Annotated in this window: 23 protein-coding genes; 6 read left to right on the top strand and 17 right to left on the bottom strand. The window is 69.8% G+C overall.

What is annotated here, in order from left to right; all coding sequences use genetic code 11:
* The first annotated feature begins 8 nt into the window (after positions 1-8).
* The 3 genes from treZ to treY are packed head-to-tail and all read left to right on the top strand — an operon-like array spanning position 9 to position 6,891.
* On the top strand, positions 9-1,892 hold the full coding sequence (treZ, locus tag LMA02_RS32430) for a malto-oligosyltrehalose trehalohydrolase (protein WP_228910754.1): 1,884 nt from the start codon (positions 9-11) through the stop codon (positions 1,890-1,892).
* On the top strand, positions 1,889-4,120 hold the full coding sequence (malQ, locus tag LMA02_RS32425) for a 4-alpha-glucanotransferase (protein WP_228910753.1): 2,232 nt from the start codon (positions 1,889-1,891) through the stop codon (positions 4,118-4,120). The genes treZ and malQ overlap by 4 nt, the downstream gene beginning before the upstream one ends.
* On the top strand, positions 4,117-6,891 hold the full coding sequence (gene treY, locus LMA02_RS32420) for a malto-oligosyltrehalose synthase (protein WP_228910752.1): 2,775 nt from the start codon (positions 4,117-4,119) through the stop codon (positions 6,889-6,891). Before malQ ends, treY begins: the two co-directional genes overlap by 4 nt.
* 64 nt (positions 6,892-6,955) lie before the next feature.
* Here the strand turns inward: treY and arsN2 are convergent, their stop codons facing one another.
* The 6 genes from arsN2 to LMA02_RS32390 form a co-directional block, all read right to left on the bottom strand.
* Positions 6,956-7,384: an arsenic resistance N-acetyltransferase ArsN2 gene (arsN2, locus tag LMA02_RS32415; RefSeq protein WP_228910751.1), complete on the bottom strand. Its 429-nt coding sequence runs from the start codon at positions 7,382-7,384 to the stop codon at positions 6,956-6,958.
* 38 nt (positions 7,385-7,422) lie between these two features.
* Positions 7,423-8,145: an arsenical resistance protein ArsH gene (gene arsH, locus LMA02_RS32410; protein ID WP_228910750.1), complete on the bottom strand. Its 723-nt coding sequence runs from the start codon at positions 8,143-8,145 to the stop codon at positions 7,423-7,425.
* A gap of 20 nt (positions 8,146-8,165) precedes the next feature.
* Positions 8,166-9,236 carry an ACR3 family arsenite efflux transporter gene (gene arsB, locus LMA02_RS32405; RefSeq protein ID WP_228910749.1) on the bottom strand — a complete coding sequence of 357 codons (1,071 nt, stop codon included), beginning with the start codon at positions 9,234-9,236 and terminating at the stop codon, positions 8,166-8,168.
* A 66-nt stretch (positions 9,237-9,302) separates the two neighbouring features.
* Positions 9,303-9,797, bottom strand: coding sequence for an arsenate reductase ArsC (locus LMA02_RS32400; protein ID WP_228910748.1), 495 nt, complete (start codon positions 9,795-9,797; stop codon positions 9,303-9,305).
* Between the two features lie 21 nt (positions 9,798-9,818).
* Entirely contained in the window at positions 9,819-10,154 is a 336-nt protein-coding gene (locus LMA02_RS32395) for an ArsR/SmtB family transcription factor (protein WP_175757805.1), read from the bottom strand.
* A gap of 300 nt (positions 10,155-10,454) precedes the next feature.
* Positions 10,455-10,706 (bottom strand): hypothetical protein, encoded by a 252-nt coding sequence (locus tag LMA02_RS32390; protein ID WP_228910747.1) that lies wholly within the window; start codon positions 10,704-10,706, stop codon positions 10,455-10,457.
* 128 nt (positions 10,707-10,834) lie between these two features.
* Here LMA02_RS32390 and LMA02_RS32385 point away from each other — a divergent pair, with 128 nt between their 5' ends.
* On the top strand, positions 10,835-12,085 hold the full coding sequence (locus LMA02_RS32385; RefSeq protein ID WP_228910746.1) for a phosphatidylserine decarboxylase family protein: 1,251 nt from the start codon (positions 10,835-10,837) through the stop codon (positions 12,083-12,085).
* Between the two features lie 47 nt (positions 12,086-12,132).
* Here the strand turns inward: LMA02_RS32385 and LMA02_RS32380 are convergent, their stop codons facing one another.
* The 5 genes from LMA02_RS32380 to LMA02_RS32360 form a co-directional block, all read right to left on the bottom strand.
* Positions 12,133-12,342 (bottom strand): hypothetical protein, encoded by a 210-nt coding sequence (locus LMA02_RS32380; protein WP_324251335.1) that lies wholly within the window; start codon positions 12,340-12,342, stop codon positions 12,133-12,135.
* A gap of 282 nt (positions 12,343-12,624) precedes the next feature.
* Positions 12,625-12,966, bottom strand: a complete 342-nt coding sequence (locus tag LMA02_RS32375; RefSeq protein ID WP_228910744.1) for a DUF1488 domain-containing protein — start codon at positions 12,964-12,966, stop codon at positions 12,625-12,627.
* 3 nt (positions 12,967-12,969) lie between these two features.
* Positions 12,970-13,518 (bottom strand): type 1 glutamine amidotransferase domain-containing protein, encoded by a 549-nt coding sequence (locus LMA02_RS32370; RefSeq protein ID WP_228910743.1) that lies wholly within the window; start codon positions 13,516-13,518, stop codon positions 12,970-12,972.
* A gap of 279 nt (positions 13,519-13,797) precedes the next feature.
* Complete coding sequence (locus LMA02_RS32365) at positions 13,798-14,163, bottom strand: hypothetical protein (protein WP_228910742.1); 366 nt, start codon at positions 14,161-14,163, stop codon at positions 13,798-13,800.
* A gap of 90 nt (positions 14,164-14,253) precedes the next feature.
* Positions 14,254-14,625 (bottom strand): hypothetical protein, encoded by a 372-nt coding sequence (locus LMA02_RS32360; RefSeq protein ID WP_228910741.1) that lies wholly within the window; start codon positions 14,623-14,625, stop codon positions 14,254-14,256.
* Positions 14,626-14,765: 140 nt separating this feature from the next.
* Between LMA02_RS32360 and LMA02_RS32355 the strand changes: the two genes are divergently transcribed.
* Both LMA02_RS32355 and LMA02_RS32350 read left to right on the top strand, forming a co-directional pair.
* Positions 14,766-15,122, top strand: coding sequence for a DUF3175 domain-containing protein (locus LMA02_RS32355; protein WP_228910740.1), 357 nt, complete (start codon positions 14,766-14,768; stop codon positions 15,120-15,122).
* 42 nt (positions 15,123-15,164) lie between these two features.
* Complete coding sequence (locus tag LMA02_RS32350; protein WP_228910739.1) at positions 15,165-16,484, top strand: cation:proton antiporter; 1,320 nt, start codon at positions 15,165-15,167, stop codon at positions 16,482-16,484.
* 11 nt (positions 16,485-16,495) lie between these two features.
* Here the strand turns inward: LMA02_RS32350 and ligD are convergent, their stop codons facing one another.
* From ligD to LMA02_RS32320, 6 genes are all read right to left on the bottom strand, one after another.
* Entirely contained in the window at positions 16,496-19,333 is a 2,838-nt protein-coding gene (gene ligD / locus LMA02_RS32345; RefSeq protein ID WP_228910738.1) for a DNA ligase D, read from the bottom strand.
* A 24-nt stretch (positions 19,334-19,357) separates the two neighbouring features.
* Complete coding sequence (locus LMA02_RS32340) at positions 19,358-20,365, bottom strand: Ku protein (RefSeq protein ID WP_228910737.1); 1,008 nt, start codon at positions 20,363-20,365, stop codon at positions 19,358-19,360.
* Between the two features lie 57 nt (positions 20,366-20,422).
* Positions 20,423-22,531, bottom strand: a complete 2,109-nt coding sequence (gene katE, locus LMA02_RS32335; RefSeq protein ID WP_228910736.1) for a catalase HPII — start codon at positions 22,529-22,531, stop codon at positions 20,423-20,425.
* A 160-nt stretch (positions 22,532-22,691) separates the two neighbouring features.
* Positions 22,692-23,078 (bottom strand): DUF3022 domain-containing protein, encoded by a 387-nt coding sequence (locus tag LMA02_RS32330; RefSeq protein ID WP_228910735.1) that lies wholly within the window; start codon positions 23,076-23,078, stop codon positions 22,692-22,694.
* On the bottom strand, positions 23,075-23,236 hold the full coding sequence (locus LMA02_RS32325) for a DUF1328 family protein (protein WP_006767422.1): 162 nt from the start codon (positions 23,234-23,236) through the stop codon (positions 23,075-23,077). Before LMA02_RS32325 ends, LMA02_RS32330 begins: the two co-directional genes overlap by 4 nt.
* A 54-nt stretch (positions 23,237-23,290) precedes the next feature.
* On the bottom strand, positions 23,291-23,473 hold the full coding sequence (locus LMA02_RS32320; protein ID WP_006753987.1) for a DUF3008 family protein: 183 nt from the start codon (positions 23,471-23,473) through the stop codon (positions 23,291-23,293).
* Position 23,474 lies beyond the last annotated feature (1 nt).

Raw genomic sequence — 23,474 nt, 5'->3', positions numbered from 1 at the left:
GAACCGCCATGTCGTCACGTACCGCTCATCCGCCCGGCACGCACGCGTTCGCGTCGTCGTTCGGCGCGGCCTGCCTCGACGCGGAGCACACGCGCTTCCGGTTATGGGCGCCCGCGAGCCGCACGGCCGCGGTCGAACTGCACGGCGACGCGCGCATCGCGATGCGGGCCGCCGGCGACGGCTGGTTCGAGGTCGTCGCGCGCTGCGGCCCCGGCACGCTGTACCGCTTCCTGCTCGACGACGGTCTCGCGGTGCCCGATCCCGCGTCGCGCTTCCAGCCGTCCGACGTGCACGGCCCGAGCCAGGTCGTCGATCCGGCCGCGTACCGCTGGCGCAACGACGCGTGGCGCGGCCGGCCGTGGCACGAGACGGTGCTGTACGAGCTGCACGTCGGTGCCTGCGGCGGCTATGCGAGCGTCGAGCGGCGCCTGCCCGACATCGCCGCGCTCGGCGTAACCGCGCTCGAGCTGATGCCCGTCAACGCGTTCCCCGGTGCGCGCAACTGGGGCTACGACGGGGTGCTGCCGTTCGCGCCCGATGCGTCATATGGCCGGCCCGAGGAGCTGAAGGCGCTCGTCGACGCCGCGCACGGGCTCGGACTGCAAGTGTTTCTCGACGTCGTGTACAACCACTTCGGCCCCGACGGCAACCTGCTGCCACGCTATGCGCCCGAATTTTTCCGGGCGGACCGACAGACCGCGTGGGGCCCGGCGATCGATTTCTCGCGGGCGCAGACGAGCGCGTTCTTCCTCGACAACGCGCTGTACTGGCTCGACGAATTCCGTTTCGACGGCCTGCGCATCGACGCCGCGCATGCGATCGACGACGACGCGTGGCTGCGCGAGCTGGCACGGCGCGTGCGCAACCATTTCGGCGAGGCGCGCCACGTGCATCTGGTGCTCGAGAACGAACGCAATACGGCGAGCCTGCTCGGGCCCGACGGCTTCGATGCACAGTGGAACGACGACTTCCACAACAGCGCACACGTGCTGCTGACCGGCGAGCACGAAGGCTACTACCGCGCATACGCCGACGCGCCGCTGCGCCGTCTCGCGCGCACGCTCGGCGAAGGCTTCGCGTATCAGGGCGAGCCGTCGCCGCTGCACGGCGGCGCACCGCGCGGCGAGTCGAGCGCGCACCTGCCGCCCACCGCGTTCGTCACGTTCCTGCAGAACCACGACCAGATCGGCAACCGCGCGTTCGGCGAACGGCTGCGCGCGCTCGCGAACGACGACGCGGTGCGCGCCGCGACCGCGTTGATGCTGCTCGCGCCGCAGATCCCGCTGCTGTTCATGGGCGAGGAAGACGGCAGCACGCAGCCGTTCCAGTTCTTCACCGACTATCGCGGCGAACTCGCCGATGCGGTGCGCGAAGGCCGTCGCCGCGAGTTCGCCGCGTTTTCCGCGTTCGCCGACGCCGCGCATCGCGATGCGATCCCCGATCCGAACGACGTCGGCACGTTCGTGCGCTCGTCGCCGGCCCACGCGGACGACGATGCTTGGCCCGACGCCGACGCATGGCGGCACTTCTACCGCAGCGCGCTGACGGTGCGCGCGGCGCTGGTCACGCCGCACCTGCCCGGCGCGCGCGCGCTCGGCGTCGAGTTGCTGGCGGGTCACGGAAATGGAAAGGACCACCCCGACGCGGAGGCGCTCGTCGCGCGCTGGCGGCTCGGCGACGGCAGCACGTTGACGATCGCGTTCAATCCCGGCTCGCACGACGCGGTGCTGCCCGCGCTGCCGGTCGGCAAGATCGTGTTCGAGACGCCGCCGCGCGCGCGCGACCGGCTCGCCGACCAGCGGCTGCCCTCACACAGCTGCATCGCATGGCGCGACGGTGCGGTCAACCACGATGCGCTGAAACACCGCGCGAACGGGCACACGCGACCATGACGACCGACGTACCGATCGCCGAGCTCGCGCGCGCGGCCGGGCTCGAACCCGACTGGATCGACGCGGGTGGCGTCGCGCGGCGGGTGGTCGACGATTCGCTCGTCGCGCTCGTCGATGCGCTCGGCTGGCCCTGCGGCACACCGATCGAGCGGGTCGACAGCGCGGCCGCGCTCGCCGACGCGCACGACGCCACGCCGCCGGTCGTCACGGGCGATGCGGGCGTGCCGCTGACGCTGCCGCGCACCGTCGCGCCGCCCGGCGCGCGCTTGCGAATCACGCTCGAATCGGGCGAGCACGTCGACGGGCGCGTGGCCGGCGCGGGCGAATACGGCACGCTGCCGCCACTCGAGCTGCCCGGCTATCACGCGCTCGACATCGGCGAGCACCGCATCGGGCTCGCGATCGCGCCGCCGCGCGCGCGGCCGTTCGCTGCCGGCGACGGCCTGCCGGAAGCGCCGCGCCGCTGGGGCATCTCGGCCCAGCTTTACGGCCTGCGGCGTGCGGGCGACGACGGCGCGGGCGACTACACCGCGCTGGCGGGCCTCGCCGCGCAGGCGGCACGGCACGGCGCCGACGCGGTTGCGATCAGCCCGACGCATGCCGGCTATCCGGCGCTGCCCGAGCACGACAGCCCGTATTCGCCGTCGTCGCGACGCTGGCACAACGTCGCGTATCTCGACTGCGATGCCGTACCGGGTGCCGATGTCGTGCGGCGCACGAACGGCGCGGCGGCGGACGTCGCACCCGCGCCAGATACGCCGCTGATCGACTGGCCGCAGGTGCTGCCGTTGAAACTGCAACGTCTGCGCGCGTGCTTCGACGCGTGGCGTGCAAACGGCGCGCCCTCGCGCGACGCGTTCGAGCAGTTTCGCGCGGCGGGCGGGGCGGCACTCGACGCGCATGCGCGCTTCGACGCGCTGCAGGCGTTCTGCATCGAGCACGGGATCGGCGCGGACTGGCGGCATTGGCCCGCGCAGTGGCGGATGCCGGCCACGGCCGAGGTCGACGCATTCGCGCACGCCCATGCCGACGCGATTGCGTTCCACACGTTCCTGCAATGGTGCGCGTCGCGCGCGCTCGGCGACGCGCAGCAGGCGGCGCGCGATGCCGAGATGGTGGTCGGGCTGATCGCCGATCTCGCGGTCGGATCCGATCGCGCGGGCAGCGACGCGTGGGCGCACGGCACGACGCTGTTGCGCGGCGTGTCGGTTGGCGCACCGCCCGACCTGTTCAATGCGGACGGCCAGGCGTGGGGCGTGACGACGTGGACGCCCGCCGCGCTGCGCGCGAACGGCTTCACGCCGTTCATCGACCTGTTGCGCACGGCCTTCGCCCATGCAGGCGGGATTCGCATCGATCATGTGCTCGGCTTCGCGCGGATGTGGATCGTGCCGGAAGGCGGCTCGGCGCGCGACGGCGCGTACCTGCGTTATCCGCTCGACGATCTGGTGCGGCTCGTCGCGCTGGAGGCCGCGCGGCACCGGGCGGTGGCGATCGGCGAGGATCTGGGCACGGTGCCGGCGGGTTTTCGCGAGCGGCTCGGCGCGCAGGGCATCGCCGGGATGCGCGTGCTGTGGTTCGAACGTGACGCGGATCGCGCATTTCGGCCGCCGTCCGCGTGGGATCGCGACACGATCGCGATGACGTCGACGCATGACCTGCCGACCGTGGCCGGCTGGTGGCGGGGTGTCGATCTCGAATGGCGGCGGGTTGCGGCGGGTGCCGCTGCGGCGCCGGCCAAGCCGCGCAATGCCGGTGGCGACGTCGGCCTCGCCGCGGCCGCACACGACACGGACCACGACGAACGGATCGATCCGGTCCTGCGCAACGATACTCCCGCCACGGATGACGGCCACGACGCGCCACCCCCCGCTTCTTTCGACCTCCGCGCCGCCCAGGACGAACGCACCACAGACCGCGCGGCGCTGTGGTGCGCGTTGCAGCACGCCGGCTGCGCACCGGCCGGCGATCCGATCCCGCCCGCCGACACGCCGCCCGTCGGCGCAGTCCTCGCGTACGTCGCGCGCAGCCCGTCGCCGCTCGCGATCATGCCGCTCGAGGATCTGCTCGCGCTGGACGAGCAACCGAATCTCCCCGGCCCGCCGTGCGGCCATCCGAACTGGCTGCGCCGGCTGCCGCGCGCGGTCGACGCGCTGTTCGATGCCGACGTGCGCACACGCATCGCGGCGATCGAGCACGCGCGCCAAGCCCCGGAGGACGACGCATGACGCCGCGCGCGACCCTGCGATTGCAGTTGCACGCGGGCTTCACGTTCGACGACGCGGCCGCGCACGCCGACTATTTCGCGCGCCTCGGCGTGAGCCACCTGTACCTGTCGCCGATCACGACGGCCGAGCCCGGTTCGCTGCACGGCTACGATACCGTCGACCATCACGCGATCAGCACGGAACTCGGCGGCGAAGCCGGCTTCCGGCGCCTCGTCGATGCGCTGCGTGCGCGCGGCCTCGGCGTGATCGTCGACATCGTGCCGAACCACATGGGTGTCGGCGGCGCGTCGAACGGCTGGTGGAACGACGTGCTCGAATGGGGCCAGGCGAGCCCGTACGCACGCTACTTCGACATCGACTGGCACCCGCCCGATGCGGCGCTCGACGGCAAGGTGCTGCTGCCCTGCCTCGGCGCGCCCTACGGCGACGCGCTCGCGTCCGGCGACATCACGCTCGGTGCCGATCCAGCGGCCGGGCGCTTCTTCATCACCTGCCCGGGCAGGCGGCTGCCGGTCGCCATCGCGACCTACGCGGAGATCCTGCGCATCGCGAACCGCGCGGACCTGAACGCGCTCGCCGAGCGTTTCGCCGCCGCGTCGGCGCGCGGCGGCCCGCACGTCGCGGCCGCGCACACGGCGCTGCGCGACTACGCCGCCGCACAGGGTCCGCATGCGTTCGACGCGATATTGCGCGGCGCCGACCCGCGCCGCGCACGCTCACGCGCGTGCCTGCACCGCTTGCTCGAACGCCAGCACTACCGGCTCGCGTGGTGGCGCACGGCCGCCGACGAATTGAACTGGCGGCGCTTCTTCGACATCGCGACGCTCGCGGCCGTGCGCGTCGAGGACGACGCGGTGTTCGACGCGGTGCACGCGCTGCCATTGGGGCTTCATGCGGCCGGCTACATCGACGGCCTGCGCGTCGATCACGTCGACGGCCTCGCCGATCCGCGCGCGTACTGCCGGCGCCTGCATGCGCGGCTCGCCGCGCAACGCGACGAGCGGCCGTATGTCGTCGTCGAGAAGATCCTCGCGCCGGGCGAGACGCTGCGCGAAGACTGGCGCGTCGACGGCACGACCGGCTACGACTTCATGAACGACGTCGCCGCGCTGCTGCACGATCCGGCCGGCGCCGCGCCGCTCGCCGCGCACTGGGCAGCCGTGTCGGGGTCCGCGCGGTCGTTCGCGCAGGAAGCGGTGGCCGGCAAGCGGCGGGTGCTGAAGCGGCAACTCGCCGGCGAACACGCGCGCGTCGCGCGAGCCTTGCACCGCATCGCGCGCGCGGCGCCCGCGACGCGCGACGTCAGCCGGATCGCGATCCATCGCGTGCTGGGCGAACTTGTCGTGCACCTGCCCGTATACCGGATGTACCCGACGCTAGGCGATGAGCCCGCCGGCGCCGATGGTCGCGTGCTGGCACTCGCGTACGACGCGGCGTGCGCCGCGATCGATCCGTCCGACCGCTATGCGCTCGATCGCGTCGCCGGCTGGCTCGGGCTGCCGGGCATGCGCGTGCCGCGCGCGGATGCCGCGCTGCTGCACGCGGCGCGTGTCGCGTTCGCGCAGCTCACCGCGCCGCTCGCCGCGAAGGGCGTCGAGGACACGGCCAACTACCGGTACGGGCGATTGCTGTCGCGCAACGAGGTCGGCGCCGACGCGGGCGACTTCAGCCTGTCGCGCGGCGCGTTCCATGCGCGCAACCGGCGTCGCGCGCGCACCGTCCCCCATACGCTCGTCGCGACCGCGACGCATGATCACAAGCGCGGTGAGGATGCGCGTGTGCGGCTCGCGGTGCTCAGCGAAATGCCCGACGCCTGGCGCGCGGTGTCGCTCGACTGGTCCGCGCTGAACCAGCCGCACCGCGGCGGCGCGCATCGCGATCTCGCGTGGGCGCCAGGGCCGGCCGCGGAAGCGATGCTGTACCAGACACTCGTCGGCTGCTGGCCGCCGGGGCTCGCGCCCGTCGATGCGACCGCGCTTGCCGCGCTGGCGGAACGCGTGGTGCGCTGGCAGACCAAGGCATTGCGCGAAGCGAAACAGCATACGGACTGGCTCGCGCCGGACGCCGACTACGAACGCGATTGCGAGCAGTTCGTGCGCGCGATCCTGACGCCGCACGGCGCCGGCGATTTCGTGCATCGGCTGCATGCGTTCGTCGCGCGGATCGCGCCGGCCGGCGTCGTCAACAGTCTCGCGCAGGCGGCGCTGCGAATGGCGTCGCCGGGCGTGCCCGATCTGTACCAGGGGACCGAGTCATGGGATCACTCGCTCGTCGATCCGGACAACCGGCGCGACGTGCCGTTTGCCGCGCTCGCGGCCGAACGGGTCGACGAACCGGTTGCCGCGTATCTGCGGCACTGGCCCGATGCGCGCGTGAAGCGCGCGCTCGTCGAGCGGATGCTCGCGCTGCGCACGCGCTGGCCCGCGACGTTCGCGGAGGGCGCCTATGTGCCGCTGCGCGTGCGCGGCAGGCTCGGACGGCATGCGGTGGCGTTCGCCCGATGCGACGAAAGCGCGACGATCGTGGTGATCGCCACGCGACTCGCGTGCGGATGGCTGGGCGAAGCGCCGGAATTGCCGCGCGTCGACCCTCATGAATGGGGAGAGACGGTCGTGGTGCTGCCGCGCGGCGCCAGCGAGCGGTGGATCGACTGGCTGAATGACGGAAGCGAAGTCGAGGCGCCGGACGGCACGATGCGGCTCGCTCGCTGTCTGGCGGCGTTGCCGGTTGCGGTGCTGGTGGCAGTCGATACGAAGCGCCGCGAGCCGTAATCTGTTCCGTGCAAAGACGGCCGGCGCCCGAGGTCAACCTTCACACGGCGCCCCACCTACCCGCTCAACACGCCAACAACATCGCCGTGGCCGCGTCCGGACACACACCGCGAAACTGGCTGGACGCCAGCAGCGGCCCCGGTACATCCTGACGCGCAACGGGCACGAAACCAAAGCCGGCGAAATAGTCCTCCGCGGTCGTCGTCAGCAGTCCGATGGACCGGACGGAGCGTGCTCGACACGCCGCGATCAGCCGCTCCACGATCGCGCTACCGAGGCCGTTTCCGTGCGCGTGCGATACGATGGCAACCGACCGGATCAACGCGCAGTCTTCGTGGTATTCAATACCGCCGCATCCCATCAAGTCGGGCGGATTGGCAAGCACGACGAAGTTTCCCAGATGCTCCGCGACACCGGCAGTCGGCAGGTTCGAAGCGCGCAGCAATGCCTCGATCGAGGCCAGGTCGGATAACGCTGCCGAGCGAAGTTGCATGACATCGACTCCCGATTGAATTGACGGCACCTTGCCGCTCAGATCCCGCGCTGATTCACCCGCTTCGACAATTCCTCCGCGCTTTCCTTCCGCTCGCTGTACCGGTCGACCAGATACGGGCCGATGTCGCGCGTCAGCAGCGTGAACTTGACCAGCTCCTCCAGCACGTCGACGACCCGATCGTAATAGGCCGACGGCTTCATCCGCCCCGCTTCGTCGAATTCCATGAACGCCTTGGCCACCGACGACTGGTTCGGGATCGTCAGCATGCGCATCCAGCGCCCCAGCACGCGCATCTGGTTCACCGCGTTGAACGACTGCGAGCCGCCGCTGACCTGCATCACCGCGAGCGTCTTGCCCTGCGTCGGCCGCACGGCGCCGATCGACAGCGGAATCCAGTCGATCTGCGACTTCATGATGCCCGTCATCGCGCCGTGTCGTTCCGGCGAGCACCACACCATCCCTTCCGACCACATCACAAGTTCGCGAAGTTCGACGACTTTCGGATGGCTCTCCGGCGCATCGTCGGGCAGCGGCAGGCCGCTCGGATTGAACACGCGCACCTCCGCGCCCATCGCGGTGAGCAGGCGCTCGGCTTCCTCGACCAGCAGGCGGCTGAACGAACGCTCGCGCAGCGAACCGTACAGCAGCAGGAAACGCGGCGGATGGGTGGACGGCGACGCCGGCCGCAAGCGGCTCGCGTCCGGTACCTGGAACAAAGCGGGATCGAGTTGCGGCAGGTCGGTCAGTCGGTCGGTCATGGATGGATTCCCGGGTTGGCTCAAACGCGCTCGTACCAGCCCTTCGACCGGTTCACGATGCGCACCACCAGCAGCATGACCGGCACCTCGATCAACACGCCGACGACGGTCGCGAGCGCCGCCCCGGAGTGAAAACCGAACAGGCTGATCGCGGCCGCGACGGCGAGCTCGAAGAAATTGGATGCGCCGATCAGCGCGGACGGGCACGCGACGTTGTGCTTCTCGCCCACCGCGCGGTTGAGCCAGTACGCGAGCGCCGCATTGAAGAACACCTGGATCAGGATCGGCACCGCGAGCAACGCGATCACCAGCGGCTGCTTGAGGATCGCTTCGCCCTGGAACGCGAACAGCAGCACGAGCGTCGCGAGCAGCGCGGCGATCGACCACGGGCCGATCCTCGCCATCGCGGCATCGAACGCGGCCTGCCCGTTCCTCAGCAGCCGCCTGCGCCAAAGCTGCGCGAGGATCACCGGAATCACGATATAGAGCACCACCGACGTGAGCAGCGTCGCCCACGGCACGGTAATCGCGGACATCCCCAGCAGCAGCCCGACCAGCGGCGCGAACGCGATCACCATGATGCTGTCGTTGAGCGCGACCTGCGACAGCGTGAACAGCGGATCGCCGCCCGTGAGCCGGCTCCACACGAACACCATCGCCGTGCACGGCGCGGCGGCCAGCAGGATCAGGCCGGCGATGTAGCTGTCGAGCTGGTCCGCCGGCAGCATCGGCGCGAACAGTTGCCGCACGAACAGCCAGCCGAGGAAAGCCATCGAGAACGGCTTGACGAGCCAGTTCACCGCGAGCGTGACGCCGATTCCCTTCACATGCCGGCGCACCTCATGCAGCGCGCCGAAGTCCACCTTCACAAGCATCGGCACGATCATCACCCAGATCAGCAGCCCGACCGGCAGGTTGACCTGCGCATATTCGATGCGGCCGATCCGCTGGAACAGGCCCGGCAGCAGCTGGCCGAGCGCGATGCCGGCGACGATGCACAGCGCGACCCAGAGCGTCAGGTAGCGTTCGAAGAAGTTGATCGCGGGCCTGACGGCGGCATTGCGAGGCGGGACGACGTTGGACGTGTTCATCGGACGTGGCTCGGGATGGAGAAAGGCGTGCGGCATGCAGGTTCGCGCATGCCGCCGGACGACCGCTCAGTTTTGCGCAATGGCGGTCAATGCCGCCTGGAGTTCGGCGTTGCTCATGCGTTCGAGCGGAAGCGCCAGCAGTTGCAGCATCCGGTAGCCGAGCGCCTCGCGCGTCAGTTCGAACGCGAGCTGCTTGCCCGCATCGCCGCCCGCCGCGTTCGACGGATCGGCGTAGCCCCAATGCACTTTCACGGGGCTGCCCGGCCAGTACGGGCAAGCCTCCGCGGCCGCGCTGTCGCATACCGTGACGACGATGCGCATTTCCGGCGCGCCGTCGCCGACGAATTCGTCCCAGCTCTTGCTCCGGTATCCGCTGACGTCGACGCCGGCGCCCGTCAGCGCGTCCAGCGCGAACGGATTGAGGCGGCCGCTCGGCGCACTGCCGGCGCTGTAGGCGCGCACGTCGCGGCCGAGCTTCGCGGCCCAGTGATTGAGCATGCCCTCCGCGAGCACGCTGCGCGCGGAGTTGTGGGTACAGAGGATCAGGACGTTGGTGGTCATCGGCGGGGCGTGAAGGTGGGCTTACGTTGGGTCGGGGCAGGCGGGCGAACAGGCGGAAACCGGCGAGCACGGATTGCCGCCGCAGCAGTTCTCGGTGAGGTAGCCGACGAGGCCGTTCATCGTCGCGAAGTTCGCGCAATAGAACACGAAGCGGCCTTCCTGGCGGCTCGTGACGAGTTGCGCGTGGGCGAGTTCCTTCAGATGAAACGACAGCGACGACGGCGGCACGTCGAGCAGCGTCGCGATTTGTCCGGCCGCCAAGCCCGACGGGCCGGCCTGCACGAGCGCGCGGAAGATGGCGAGGCGGGATTCGTGCGCGAGCGCCGAGAGCGCGGCGATGGTCTGGTTCGTTTCCATGTTTCGATAATACTCGAAATATGGAAATGATGGAACTTCCGTCGAGGGCTAATCGCGTCGGGCGTGTCGGGCGTGTCGGGCGTGTCGGGCGTGTCGGGCGTGTCGGGCGTGTCGGGCGTGTCGGGCGTGTCGGGCGTGTCGGGCGCGTCGGGCGCGTCGGGACGAAGACATACCGCTCGTGATTCCTTGCATGCGCGGGAAAGGCACACACCCATGCATCGCAAAAAACATGGGGCGTGCCGGAACCGAGCGGTTGAATCGGGCGGCACCGCGCCGGCCCGCCCGGCGCCCGTTACATCATCACGACCATTCTTCCGGCGGCATCTCTCCGCGGTCGTCTTCCCAAAGCGGCTTGGCCGTCGCGTCATTCCCGCTCGTCGCTATCGGCCCGTTTCCGCCGCCGCGCTCGCTGCGCCGCTTGACGTCACGCGACGTCGCCGCGCGCACCCGCGCCCGCGTGCGGGTCGGCGCCACGGTCCGCTGCTCGCCGTCGCGGCGCTCGCCGGTCGAAGCCGCGTCGTTGGTCTGTCGTCCATTCGAATCCGCGCTCATGTTTGCCCTCCTATTGGCATCGAAAGAAACCGTCGGCCGAGCGCCGCAATTTCGGTGCCGCGCATCGGGCAAGCGCCTTGCTATTCGTTGCTATCCGTTTCATACCCCAACCCGCGCCGGAGTTGACCATGCCGACAGACCGCAGCACGCCACCGGCCACACGCCATCGCCTGGGCGGATGGATGACCCGCGAGGAAGCGCACATGGCCGCGTATCGCGAAAAAATTGCGGGCGAAGCGCGCGCGCATGCCGGCGAACGGTTGCGCACGCCTGCCGTGCAGGAACTCGCGCGACTGTTCGACGACAATGCCGTGCTGCGCATGAGCCTCACGCGCGCGATCGACGAGGCGCTCGAATCGGGTCGCAAGCTCGGGTACGCGTCGATCGGCGAATTGATGACCGTGATCGACCACCTGATGACCTACACGCCGCCGTTCAGCGAATCGAGCCTGATCGTGTGTCCGCTGAACGCGTTCCTCGACTGGCCGATGTGCATGCCGTCGGGCCACGCGGTGTTTCGCGACGCGGCGGTCAATGCGCACCTCAAGCAGGTATTGAACGTGTGGTGCGACTTCCTCGGCGGCCCGCATTCGTGCGCGCATCTCGACACGTCGGCACCCGACGGCTGGTTCTGCGACGAAGCGCGCGAGCGGCTGGGCCTGTCGCAGTTCCAGTACCAGGAAGATCAGCCGCACTGGGGCTTCGCTTCGTGGAACGACTTCTTCACGCGCCGGTTTCGCGCGGATGCGCGGCCCGTCGCGGCGCCGGGCGATCCGCACGTGATCGTCAGCGCGTGCGAGGCCGCGCCGTATCACACCGCGTCCAGCCTGAAGATCCGCGACACGTTCTGGATCAAGGGGCAGCCGTATTCGCTGCGCGACATCTTCACGCCGGCGCGGCTGCCGCTCGCCGAACGCTTCGTCGGCGGCGACCTCTATCAGGCGTATCTAAGCGCGTACAACTATCACCGCTGGCACGCGCCGGTGCGCGGCACCGTCACGCATGCGTACCGGGTCGACGGCACCTACTATTCGGTCGCGGAAGCCGAAGGCCCGGATCCGGCCGGGCTCAACGACTCGCAGGGCTACATGACGGCGGTCGCCGCGCGCGCGGTGATCGCGATCGACTGCGACGATCCGGGGATCGGCACCGTGGTGGGCGTGTTCGTCGGGATGGGCGACGTGTCATCGTGCGTGATCGAGGTCGTGCCGGGGCAGCGCATCGACAAGGGCGACGAGATCGGCTATTTCCAGTACGGCGGCTCGACCTACTGCCTGCTGTTCGAACCCGGCGTGATCGACCACTTCCTGTACGCGCCGCCGTTCGATGACGATACGCCGGTCGTACAGGTCAACGCGTCGGTCGCGATCACGCGCTGAGCCGCCTGCCGGCCGGCGCCGCAGCGCGATCGCGTTACGCGATTGCATCACACATCGGTGCCGCCGTGCCGTTGCATGCACTGCACGATCGACAATCCGTCGGCGGTCAGCGCGGGACGGCTCACGCCCGACGCGTCGCGACGTATCTCGATCAATTGTTGTTCGACCAGCGCGACGACGTCGTCGCGGTCGCTCTGAATCTGTTCCGGCGCGCGGTGCACCAGGAACAGCGCGGCAAATTCATGGGCTGTCAGCATGTTCGTCTCCCCCGTGTCCAGCTTCGTGCGATGCGGCGGCGCATCGCGTCTGCGCGGGCGCGCATCGGGCGCCCACAACAGAAGCTACATGCAGGGAGCGTGCCAGTATGTGGGACGCAGCCGCCCCGCGCGCGGCCGGCACGCGGCGCGATGTGTCCCCGCGAACCGCGTGACGGCCGCTGCAAAGTTTTCAACCGCGTGTAACGGAGCGGCAACGGCGGGAGCGCCAACGGCGGCGCGACGGGTCGCTCGCTACGGCGCGCCCGACGTGCGCCGTGCGGCTCACGATTTCCGCGAGCGGGCCAGCCCGGCGCGGGCCGTAACGCCCGCCGCCTTGTCTTGCACGCGGAAGTACCCGCTGTGCAGCTCGGCGCCGCCCTTGCCGTCGGCGAGCACGTCCGCGCACGCGGCTTCGATGCGCGCACGGCCGCGTTCGAACGCGTCGCGCAGGTCGGCTTCGAGCGCAGAGCTGGCCCCAAAATGATCTTCGAGCGCTTCGACCGTGATGGCGCAGATTTGCGGCTTCCCGTCGACCTCGACGACGAAGCGCATCTGCAGCACCGCGCCGTCGAACTCCGGTGGCGCGTCGGTCAGTTTCACGCTGTGCACGGATTCGGTCGGCATCGTTCACCCTCCTCGCGACGCGAGGGACTGCACCAGCGCGCCGTTGAATGCAGGCAGGTCGTCGGGCTTGCGGCTCGTGATGAGGTTGCCGTCACGCACGACCTCCTGGTCGACCCACTTGCCGCCCGCGTTGCGGATGTCGTCCTGCAGGCTCGGCCAGCTCGTCATCGTGCGGCCGTCGACCAGCCCGGACGACACGAGCAGCCAGCCGCCATGGCAGATCGCCGCGATCGGCTTGCCCGCGCCGACGGCCGCGGTCACGAATTCGCGCGCGGCCGGCAGCATCCGGATCGCGTCGCCGTTGACGACGCCGCCGGGCAGCACGACCGCGTCGTAATCGCCTATGCGCGCATCGTCGAACGTGCGGTCGACCTTCACGCGATCGCCCTTGTCGACGTGCCTGAGCCCCTGGATCTCGCCGGGCTTCTGCGAGATCACGTCGACCTGGGCGCCTTCCGCCTCCAGCGCGCGCTGCGGTTCGACGAGCTCGGCTTCCTCGAAGCCGTCGACCGCGAGTATCGCTACCTTGCAATGATCCAGCTTGCCGGTCATGGAATGCTCCCTGTTGTGTTGCGGCACCGGTCGTGCCGATGCCCGTCGCGGAGCAAGCGGCGTGCCGCGCCCCTGTGGGGGCAGACCGGACGGCCCGGTTCCGGCAGGGCACGACCCCCGTATCGGCAAACGACACCGCGCGGGTATGCCGCCGCGTGGTGCGCGCGGTTCGCGGCACGTCGGGCGACGCGGCGTCTGCAAAGATTTCAACGGAACATGTAACGCGACCGCGTGGGGCGGGATCGCCGGTGTTTTCGTGCGAGGCGGCACGCGCCGCGCTCATTGCAGATGGCGCGCGGCGTCGAGCATCGCGTCGGTCAGCTCGACCGTCACCGTCAGGTCCTCGGTGTCCTCCGGCAGCGACTCGAGCGCGGCCTGCACGCTGTCGTGCAGCATCGCGTGCACGCGCATCCGGGCGCCGTCGTCGAGGTCCGCGTATCGCGCCATCGTGTCGCAGTCGAGCGCGAGCACGACCGAGTGCCGCACGATGCCCTGCGGCGCATGGGGGGCGAGCGCCCACGCCGCATGAAACGTGATCCTGCCGGTCTCGACGTCGAGATTCACCGCCGTATCGAGACCGTCGGTATCGGCCTCGTCGGGGTCGAGGTCGTTTGCGTCGAACGAAGTTCGGTAATTCGATTGCATGATGTCCTCCTGCGTGTTGGCGGCGTGACGGCCGCGTGCCCGCGGGCCGCCACGCGCCGCGCCGGCCGTGCCGGCGCGACACCGTGATCGTCAGTAACCGCTGGAACCCGCGCCGCCGCTGCCTACGCTGCCGCCAGCCGTGCCGCCGCCGCCCGTGCTGCCGCTGCCGCCGGTCCCGGCCCCGCTCGGGCCGCCCGGTTTGGTCCGCACGGGCGGGTGGACGGGCGAGGCGCCGCGCGGCGCCTGCATGCGGGTCGCCGGCGCCGCGGTATTGCCGTTCGACATGCCGCTCGTTCCCTGGGCCGACGTGTCGTCCGGCGGCGACAGGATGGGCGCGCCGGTGCCCTCACCCGGACGCTGCGAATTCTGTGCCCATGCGGCCGGCGCCACGCCCAAGAGCGCGACGGCCGCGCAGGCGGCGATCCGGCGCGCGGCGGCTTTCGATTCGGATGCTGGTTTCATGGAGCGTTCTCCGTCAATGGAATCGCTGGTCGTGGAATGTCCTATGCATCCGATTCAGCAAGGCCCGTGCCGGTCAGCGGGCGCGGCACGCGGCTTGCGGCCCCGTCACCCGTCATCCCGAACCCGTACGGAGCCCCGCCATGCCTTCAGCTTCCGCTTCCCATCCGCACGGCAAACGCGCGACCCGCCGTCCGGGACGCACCCGCGGCCACGCTGCGCATCCGCGCAAGCGCTGGTCCGCGGACGTCATGCAAAAGAGCGACGCGCTCGACATCGAGCCCGAGATCTTCAAGTCAGACGATCCGGGCGAGATCGCCGCTTCGCTCAAGCGCTCGGCCGAACATAGCCGCCGTCGCAAAGCGACGCCGTTCCAGTCGGCGATGTCGATGCTGAACTTCTACGTGAATCGCGCCGGCCGCACGCTGCCGAAAACGCGCCGCACGACGCTCGAACGCGCGAAGCGCAAATTGCGCGAGGCGTTCGGGCGCAAGCCGTGACGGCCCCCGCCTGCCTCGTATCGACCTGTTCCGCTTTCTCGCATGCATGAAACGCTGTGGTATCTGATCATCGGCGCGGTGCTGATGGGCATGGGCGTCGCGACGTCGGCGCTGCGCCGTCTGCCGTGCAGCACCGCGATGATCTATCTCGTGCTCGGGGTCGCGCTCGGTCCGTCCGGCGTCGGGCTTCTCCACCTCGACATCGCGCGCGACGCGCGGCTGCTGCGCGAGATCGTCGAGGCCGCGCTGCTGGTGTCGCTGTTCGCGATCGGGCTGCGGCTGCGCGTGCCGCTGTCCGACAAGCTGTGGCTCGTGCCGTGCCGGCTCGGCCTGCTCGCGATGCTCGTCACCGTGCCGCTGCTCGCGGGCTGCGCGGTGCTGACGCTCGGCCTCGGCTGGGGCCCCGCGCTGCTGCTCGCGGCGATTCTCGCGCCGACCGACCCGGTGCTCGCGCACGACGTGCAGGTGCACGATCCCGGCGACCGCGATCTGGTGCGCTTCGCGCTGTCCGGCGAAGGCGGGATGAACGACGGGATCGCGCTACCGTTCGCGCTCGCGGGCCTTGCGCTGTGCGGCGTGCCCGATACGCCGCATGGGCCGCCGCCGTTGTCCGGCACGTTCGCGCTGGCCGTGCTGTGGGGCATCGCGGGCGCCGCCGCGATCGGCGGACTGCTCGGCGCGGCAACGACCAAGGCGATCGGCCGGCTGCGCACCCGCTATGCGCAGGCCCTGGGCTTCGAAGGCTTCTTCGCGCTCGCGCTGATCGTGCTGTCGTTCGGCGCCGCGCAGTTCGCGCATACGTTCGGCTTCATCGCGACGTTCGCCGCGGGCGTCGCGATGCGCCGCATCGAACACCGCGCGAGCGGCGACCGTCCGCCGCGCGAAGTGATCGGCCAGATCGATTCGGAGGACGTGATCGCGACCGAGAAACATCCGGAGAAAGTCCATGCGTTCATGGCCGAATCGGTGCTCGATTTCACGATCGAGCTCGAGCGGATCGCCGAGGCGCTCGTGATGACGATGATCGGCAGCGTGCTCGGCACGCTGTCGGCCCTGCTCGTCACGTGGGGCGCGATTGCGCTGGCGCTCGTGCTGTTCGTCGCCGTGCGGCCGTTCGCGGTGCTGCTGACGCTCACCGGCTCACACGCGACGCTGGCCCAGCGGCGGCTGATGGCCTGGTTCGGGATCCGCGGAATCGGTTCGTTCTACTACCTGCTGTTCGCGCTCGAACACGGGCCATCCAGCACCGTGCGGCCGCTCGCGGCGCCGGTGCTCGCCGTCGTGGTGGCGTCGGTGATCGCGCACGGGATCTCCGCGACGCCGCTGATGGACTGGTACTACCGTCTGCAACACCGGCGCTGACGCCGACGGCGTCACGACGTGCCGAGCCGCGCGCGCATTTGTGCGGTGATCCGCTGGCGCGTGTCGTCATAGCCGTCCCACGGATCGCGCTTCAGTCGATCGAGGCGTTCGTGCAGCGTGTCGATCGTCCATTGCGCGCCGCCCGTCGTGTCGGGCACCTCGTCCCAGCGCAGCGGCACCGACACGCCGAGGCCGGGCCGCGCGCGCACCGAATACGCGGCGATCGTGCTCGCACCGCGGCCGTTGCGCAGATAGTCGATGAAGATCTTGCCGCGCCGGTGCTTCGGACCCATCGTCGCGGTGAAGCGATCGGGCAACGCAGCCGCGACATGCTGCGCGACCGCGCGCGAGAAATCCTTCACCTCGTCCCATCCCATGTGCCGCGTGATCGGCACGACGACGTGCAGCCCCTTGCCGCCGCTCGTCTTGCAGAACGAGATGAGGCCGAGTTCGTCGAGCAGCCCGCGCACGAGCTGCGCGGCCTCGATCATCGCACTCCACGGCAGCGCCGGATCGGGATCGAGGTCGAACACGATCCGGTCGGGCCGCTCGATGTTCGACGCGTGCGCATTCCACGTATGCAGCTCGATCGTGCCCATCTGCGCGGCGCCGAGCAGCGCATCGACGCTGTCGAGCGACAGCAGCGGGCCATGGCCCGGATCGAGTCCGTCGTGCTGCGTGACGAACGGAATCTCGCGGCGCTCCGCGTGCTTCTGGAAGAACAGCTCGCCCGAGATGTCGCCCGGTGCGCGCACGAGCGATACGGGCCGGCCCTTCAGGTCCGGCAGCAGCCACGGCGCGACCCATTGCCAGTAGCGCGCCAGATCGATCTTGCGCGTGCCGCTGTGCGAATCGATCACGCGCTCCGGATGGCTGATGCGCACGCGGCCGAGCTGGTCGGGGCCGGTATCGTCGGCCTCGGCGCGACGGGAGCCGCGTGAGCGCGCGGGGTGCTTGCTGTCACTCGTGTCGCGGGTGTCGTTCGTGTCGCTCGTGCCGCGGGTGTCATTCGTGTCGCGCCCGTCGTGCGACGCGCGGCCAGGCTTGTGCCTTTCGTGCTGCGTGGTTTGACGCTGATCCATCTGCACCTCTGTTTCCGTATGCTTCGGCACTTCGCGGACGATCTTTGCCGCCGGCTTGTCGTCGCGCAGCGCGATGAACGCGGCCTGCCGCACGATGCCGTCGCCGGTCCATTCCGCGAATTCGCATTCGGCGACGAGCACCGGGTCGATCCAGTGCACGGGCGTGCGCGAGCGTTCGCGCGGCGGCGGATCGAACGGCATCGTGTCGCGCTCGTGCTTGCGCAGGATGGGGGTAAGCCGGTCGAGCATCCGCGTGTCGAAGCCGGTGCCGACGCGCCCGACATAGCGCAGCGGCCCCGGCCCGCGCCGCCGCTTGCCGTCCGCGCCCGGTTCGTGCACGCCGAGCAGCAGCGCGCCGAACCCCTGCCGGCTGCCCGACGGCTCGGTATAGCCGCCGATCACGAACTCCTGCCGGCGCCGGCACTTGAGCTTGATCCACGCGGGCGAGCGTCCGGCGCGATAGCGCGACTCGGCGCGCTTGCCGATCAGCCCTTCGAGGCCGGTCTCACATGCGCTCGCGATCAGCGATGCGACGTCGTCGCCGAGATCGGGAGAAAAGCGCAGCCGCGTGGGGTCGCTGTCGGCGAACAAGGGTTCGAGCAACGCGCGGCGCGCGGTGAGCGGCGCGTCGCGCAGGTCGTAACCGTCGAGATAAGGCAGGTCGAACACGAACAGCGTGATCTCGTCCGAATGCCCGCCGCCGAACGCGTTCTGCAGCGCCTGGAAATCGGGCAGGCCGTTCTTGCCGAGCACGACGGCCTCGCCGTCGAGCCACGCGGCGTCGACGTCGAGCGCCGCGAGCGCATCGCGTTGCGCGCGCAGCTTCGCGGTCCAGTCGCGGCCTTCGCGCGTCATCAGCTTCACATGCCGGCGCGCGCCCTTGCCGGAAATGCGGGCAAGGATCCGGTAGCCGTCGAACTTCAGTTCATAGCACCAGTCGCCCTGCGTCGGCGGACCGTCGACCAGCGTCGCGAGTTGCGGCGCGACGTGCTCGGGCAGCGGCGCGCGCACCGCGCCTTCGATCCGGGACGGGTCGACAGGCGCGCCAGCGTGATCATCGTGGCCGCGGTCGTCATGCCGCGCGGCGCGTGCGCCGGGCTTCTCGCGCTGCCCTCGCCGCGACCCGTGCGCCGAGCCCTCCTTCGCGGCCGCACGCGCCGCAGCCGCGCCGTCGTGCACACTCCCCGGCCGCTCGCCGACGACGTCGAATTCATCCATGCTGCGCGCGTCGTCGTCGCGCTCCTTGATCAGCAGCCACTGCTCCTGCCGCCCCTGCTGCCGCCCGCTGCGCACGAGCGCCCAGCCGCCGTGCAGCTTTTCACCGTCGAGCCGGAACGTCAGCTTGCCCGCGCGATAGCCGTCGCGGGCCTGCGCGAGCCCGCCATCGGGCGTCCACGTGCCTTCGTCCCAGACGACGACCGAGCCCGCACCGTAGTGCCCCTCCGGAATCTCGCCTTCGAAGGATGCGTATTCGAGCGGATGGTCCTCGACGTGCACGGCGAGGCGCTTCACCGACGGATCGAAGCTCGGCCCCTTCGGCACGGCCCACGACTTCAGCGTGCCGTCGAGTTCGAGCCGGAAGTCGTAGTGCAGCCGCCGCGCGTGGTGCTCCTGGATCACGAAGCGCAGCGGGTGACGGGGCCGCGCGGCCGTGCGCGCGGCCGGCTTCGCGTCCACCTTCGCACGCCGCCGCCCGTGCGCGCCTTCGGGTTCCGGTGTCGCGCCGAAGTGGCGCTTGCGCCGATACGGATCGAGCTTGCCGGCCATCGCATCACCTCGCGTCGTGCGGCATCATGCGGCGTGCTTGCGGCGCGCGGCGGATTTCTTCGCCGCAGGCTCGCCCGTCGCGGCGCGTTTCGCGGCCGGCCGCTTCGCCGCGGTCTTCGCGGTCGCGCCTTTCGACGCGGTTTTCGCCACCGGCTTGCGACGTGCGCCCGTCGGCGGCGACGTCTCGGCCTCCTGTTCCTCGCGTTCGTCGCGCAGGTCGGCCGCACGCGCGCCGCCGCCTCCCTTCAGGCTGCGCTTGAGCAGCTCGGTCAGGTCGACCACGTTGGTCGCGGCGCGGCCCGTCTGTGGCGGCCGCTCCTCGATCTCCTCGATCTTGCCCGAGCGCACCTTGCGCTCGACCAGTTCGAGGATGTCGTCGCGAAACGTGTCGTGATACTCGTCGGGCGTCCACTTGCCCGCCATGTCGTCGATCAGCTTCTTCGCCATCGCCAGCTCGCGCGCGGTCACGCCCGCGTGCTTCGCGTCGTCCGTCGGCACCGACAGTTCGTCGAGCGGGCGCAGTTCCTCCTGCCAGCGCAACGTGTCGAGCGCGAGCAGCGGCCCGACCGGGATCAGCGCGCCGAGATGCTGGCGGTCGCGCATCACGACGAGCGCGATGCCGATCTTGCCGCTGTCCTTCAGCGCGTCGCGCAGCAGCGCATAGACCTTCTCGCCCTTGCGGTCCGGCACGAGGTAGTACGGCGTGTCGAGATACAGGAACGACACCGCGTCCGCGTCGACGAACGTCAGAATGTCGACCGTTTGCGTCGATTCGGGGTTCGCCGCGCGAATCTCGTCGTCGGTCAGTACAACGTAGCGCTCCTTCTCGTACTCGTAGCCGCGCACGATGTCCTCGCGCGTGACCTCCTTGCCGGTGCGCTTGTTGATCTGCCGATAGCCGACTGGATCCATCGAGCGCTTGTCGAGCAGCCGGAACGACGGCTTCACGGTGCGTGTCGCCGGGAACAGCTGCACGGGCACGTGAACCAGCCCGAAACTGATCGCGCCTTTCCATATCATCCGCGGTGCCATGCCTGTCCTCCTTGCCGCACCCGCGCCCGCCCCAGAAGGGGCAGGCGCCGTGCGACGCTATGCCGGCAGCTCGGCCGCCTGCTGCTCGCGCGACCAGACCCGATGCCGGCCGATCTCGTCCGAAAACGTCCGCAGCAGCGCGTCGAGATCGGCCGCTTGCGCGACGCACACGCCTTCGGCCGGATCCGGCAGATGCGCGGCGCTCAGCAACTGTCGCCCGGAGCCGACCGCCGCGATCGGCTTCAGGTGCTTGAACGCCTCGCGCACGAAGTGCCGCGCGTCGGCACTGTGCGCGAGATTTCGACCGTCGCCGTCACCGCCGCACACGAACACCGCGTCGAACATCACCGACGGCATCCCGGCGAGCGTCGCCTGCGGCACGACGCTGCCGATCGGCGCGAGGGTCGGCGCGACGATGGTCGGCACCGCACCCGCGGCCGTCAGCGCGCCGCGCACCTGCTCGACCAGCGTCTGGCTCACGCCGGGCGTCGCGATCAGCGCGATCTTGCGCGAGCGGATATCGGGCTTCGACCGGCCGATCAGGCTCAACGACGGCGCACGCTGCTTGACGACCGGCGTCGTGGCCGTTTGCGGGACCGGCAGCCCGAGCCGTTCGGCGACCTGCGCGGCCAGCCCCGCGTCGAACCGCGCGATGATCTCGTTGACCACGCGTTCGCGAATCTCCGGCTTCGTCACCTTGCCGAGCTCGAAGCAGTACGCGTCGCGGATATGCCGCTGCTCGATCTCGGTCATGCTCTGGTAGAACAGCGCCGCCTGCGAGAAATGGTCGGCGAACGTTTCGCTGCGCACGCGCACCTTGTCGCCTTGGAGCGGTTCGTGCACGGTCTCGAAGCCGCCGCCGGACGGCGCGGGCGGCGTCTCGCGCGGCCAGCCGCCGTTCAGCGAATTCGGCTCGTACGACGCCTGCCCGACCGCAATCGTCTGCCGGTGCAGCGCATCGCGCTGGTTGTTGGCGAACGGGCACAGCGGCCGGTTGATCGGAATCTCGTGAAAGTTCGGGCCGCCGAGCCGGCTCAGCTGCGTGTCGGTGTACGAGAACAGGCGCCCCTGCAGCAGCGGATCGTTCGTGAAGTCGATCCCGGGCACCACGTGCCCCGGATGAAACGCGACCTGTTCGGTCTCCGCGAAGAAGTTGTCCGGGTTGCGGTTCAGCGTCATCCGGCCGATCGGCCGCACCGGCACGAGTTCCTCCGGCACCAGCTTGGTCGGGTCGAGCAGGTCGAAGCCGAACGTATGCGCGTCGGCGGGATCGATCAGCTGCACGCCGAGCTCGAACTCCGGATAGTCGCCGCGCTCGATCGCCATCCACAGGTCGCGCCGGTTGAAGTCGGGGTCGTGGCCGGCGATGCGCTGCGCTTCATCCCACAGCAGCGAATATGCGCCGCTCACCGGCCGCCAGTGGAATTTCACGAAATGCTCGGCGCCGGCCGCGTTCACGAAGCGGAACGTGTGCACGCCGAAGCCGTCCATTGCACGAAAGCTTGCGGGCAACGCGCGATCGGACATCAGCCACAGCACCGTATGCGTGGTTTCGGGCACGAGCGACACGAAGTCCCAGAACGTGTCGTGCGCGGACGCGCCGGTCGGCATCTCGTTCGGCGCCTCGGGCTTCACCGCATGCACGAAGTCGGGAAACTTGATCGCGTCCTGGATGAAGAACACCGGCATGTTGTTGCCGACCAGGTCGTAGTTGCCTTCTTCGGTATAGAACTTCACCGCGAAGCCGCGCACGTCGCGCACCGTGTCGGCCGAGCCGCGCGGGCCCTGCACGGTGGAAAAGCGCACGTACACCGGCGTTTCGGCGGCCGGATCCTGCAGGAACGCGGCCTTCGTGTAGTCGGCCATCGGCTCGTAGACGCGAAACACGCCGTGCGCGGCCGAGCCGCGCGCGTGCACGACCCGTTCGGGAATCCGTTCGTGGTCGAAGTGCGTGATCTTCTCGCGCATGATGAAGTCTTCGAGCAGCGACGGGCCGCGCGCACCGGCGCGCAGCGTGTTCTGGTTGTCGGCGATGCGCACGCCCTGGTTGGTGCGCAGCGCCTCGCCGTCGGGCCGCAGCCGATTCTCGTCGAGCTGGCGCGACTTCGCGCTGTCGGGTTGCGGCGGGTTGGGCGTCGGATTGCCGGATTGCGGGGGATTCGTCATGCGCGCGTCCTCGTCTCGGTTCGGTTCGGTTCGATGAAGGGCGGCGACGTGCACGACCGCGTAGCGGCGCACACGGCTGCCGGCACGGAAAACGGGCGAGCCGCGCGGCGTATGCCGCGGCGGCCCGCCTGCGGTGTCACTGCAGGCTGCGGCGCCTGCGTCAGGGCGCGCGCAACGCGCTATCGAGTTCGTCGCGCGTCAAGTCGAGTTCGACGTTGCATTCGATCTCGGCGTCCTCGACACGCGGCTTTTGTTCGTCCACCGCGCGCCGCGCGAGGTCGCACAGCCGGGTGCGCACGCGCAACCGGTCATCCGCGCCGAGCGACGCATAGCGCGTGAGCACGTCCGGATCGAAGCGCAGGTCGACCACGCAGCGCCACTGACGCGCGCTTTCATCGGCCGGCAGCCGCACCCATGACACCTGAATCGTCAGTCGGCCCGAGGCGTCGTCCGTATGCACGACGAGGGTCGACTCCGATGGAAAGCCGTTCGCGAGCGCATTCTCGAGTTCCGCGATGCGCTGCGAACGGTCGGGGGTGGCCGTCATCGGCGTACGACACCCAGCAACAACGTGACCAGGAAGATCACGACGAAGATGTAGAACAGGATCTTCGCGATCTCGGCCGCACCGGCCGCGATGCCGCCGAAGCCGAACACGGCCGCGATGATCGCGATGATGAAGAAGATGATGGCATATCTCAGCATGAATTCCTCCTGGAGTCCTGAAGAACGACGATCGTCGGCGCGCGTCGTCGCCGATCAATGCTTGTGCTTGGGTTTGCCGTGGACCGGCGTCGACGCCATTTTTTCGAGCTCCTTCTCGCTCATCGACTTGGCCATCGACTTTGACGGCGCCTTCAGGTCCTTCATTTTCGTGTCACCGCGCTTGGCCGACAGGGCGGCCCCCGCCGCGCGCTGCTGTGCTTGGGACTTGGCTGGCATG

It is taken from the genome of Burkholderia sp. B21-005 (genome assembly GCF_020843965.1).
GTDB classification, from domain to species: Bacteria; Pseudomonadota; Gammaproteobacteria; order Burkholderiales; family Burkholderiaceae; genus Burkholderia; species Burkholderia ambifaria.
The sequence above is the reverse complement of the archived record's forward strand: the minus strand, read 5'-3'. Positions and strand labels throughout refer to the sequence as shown.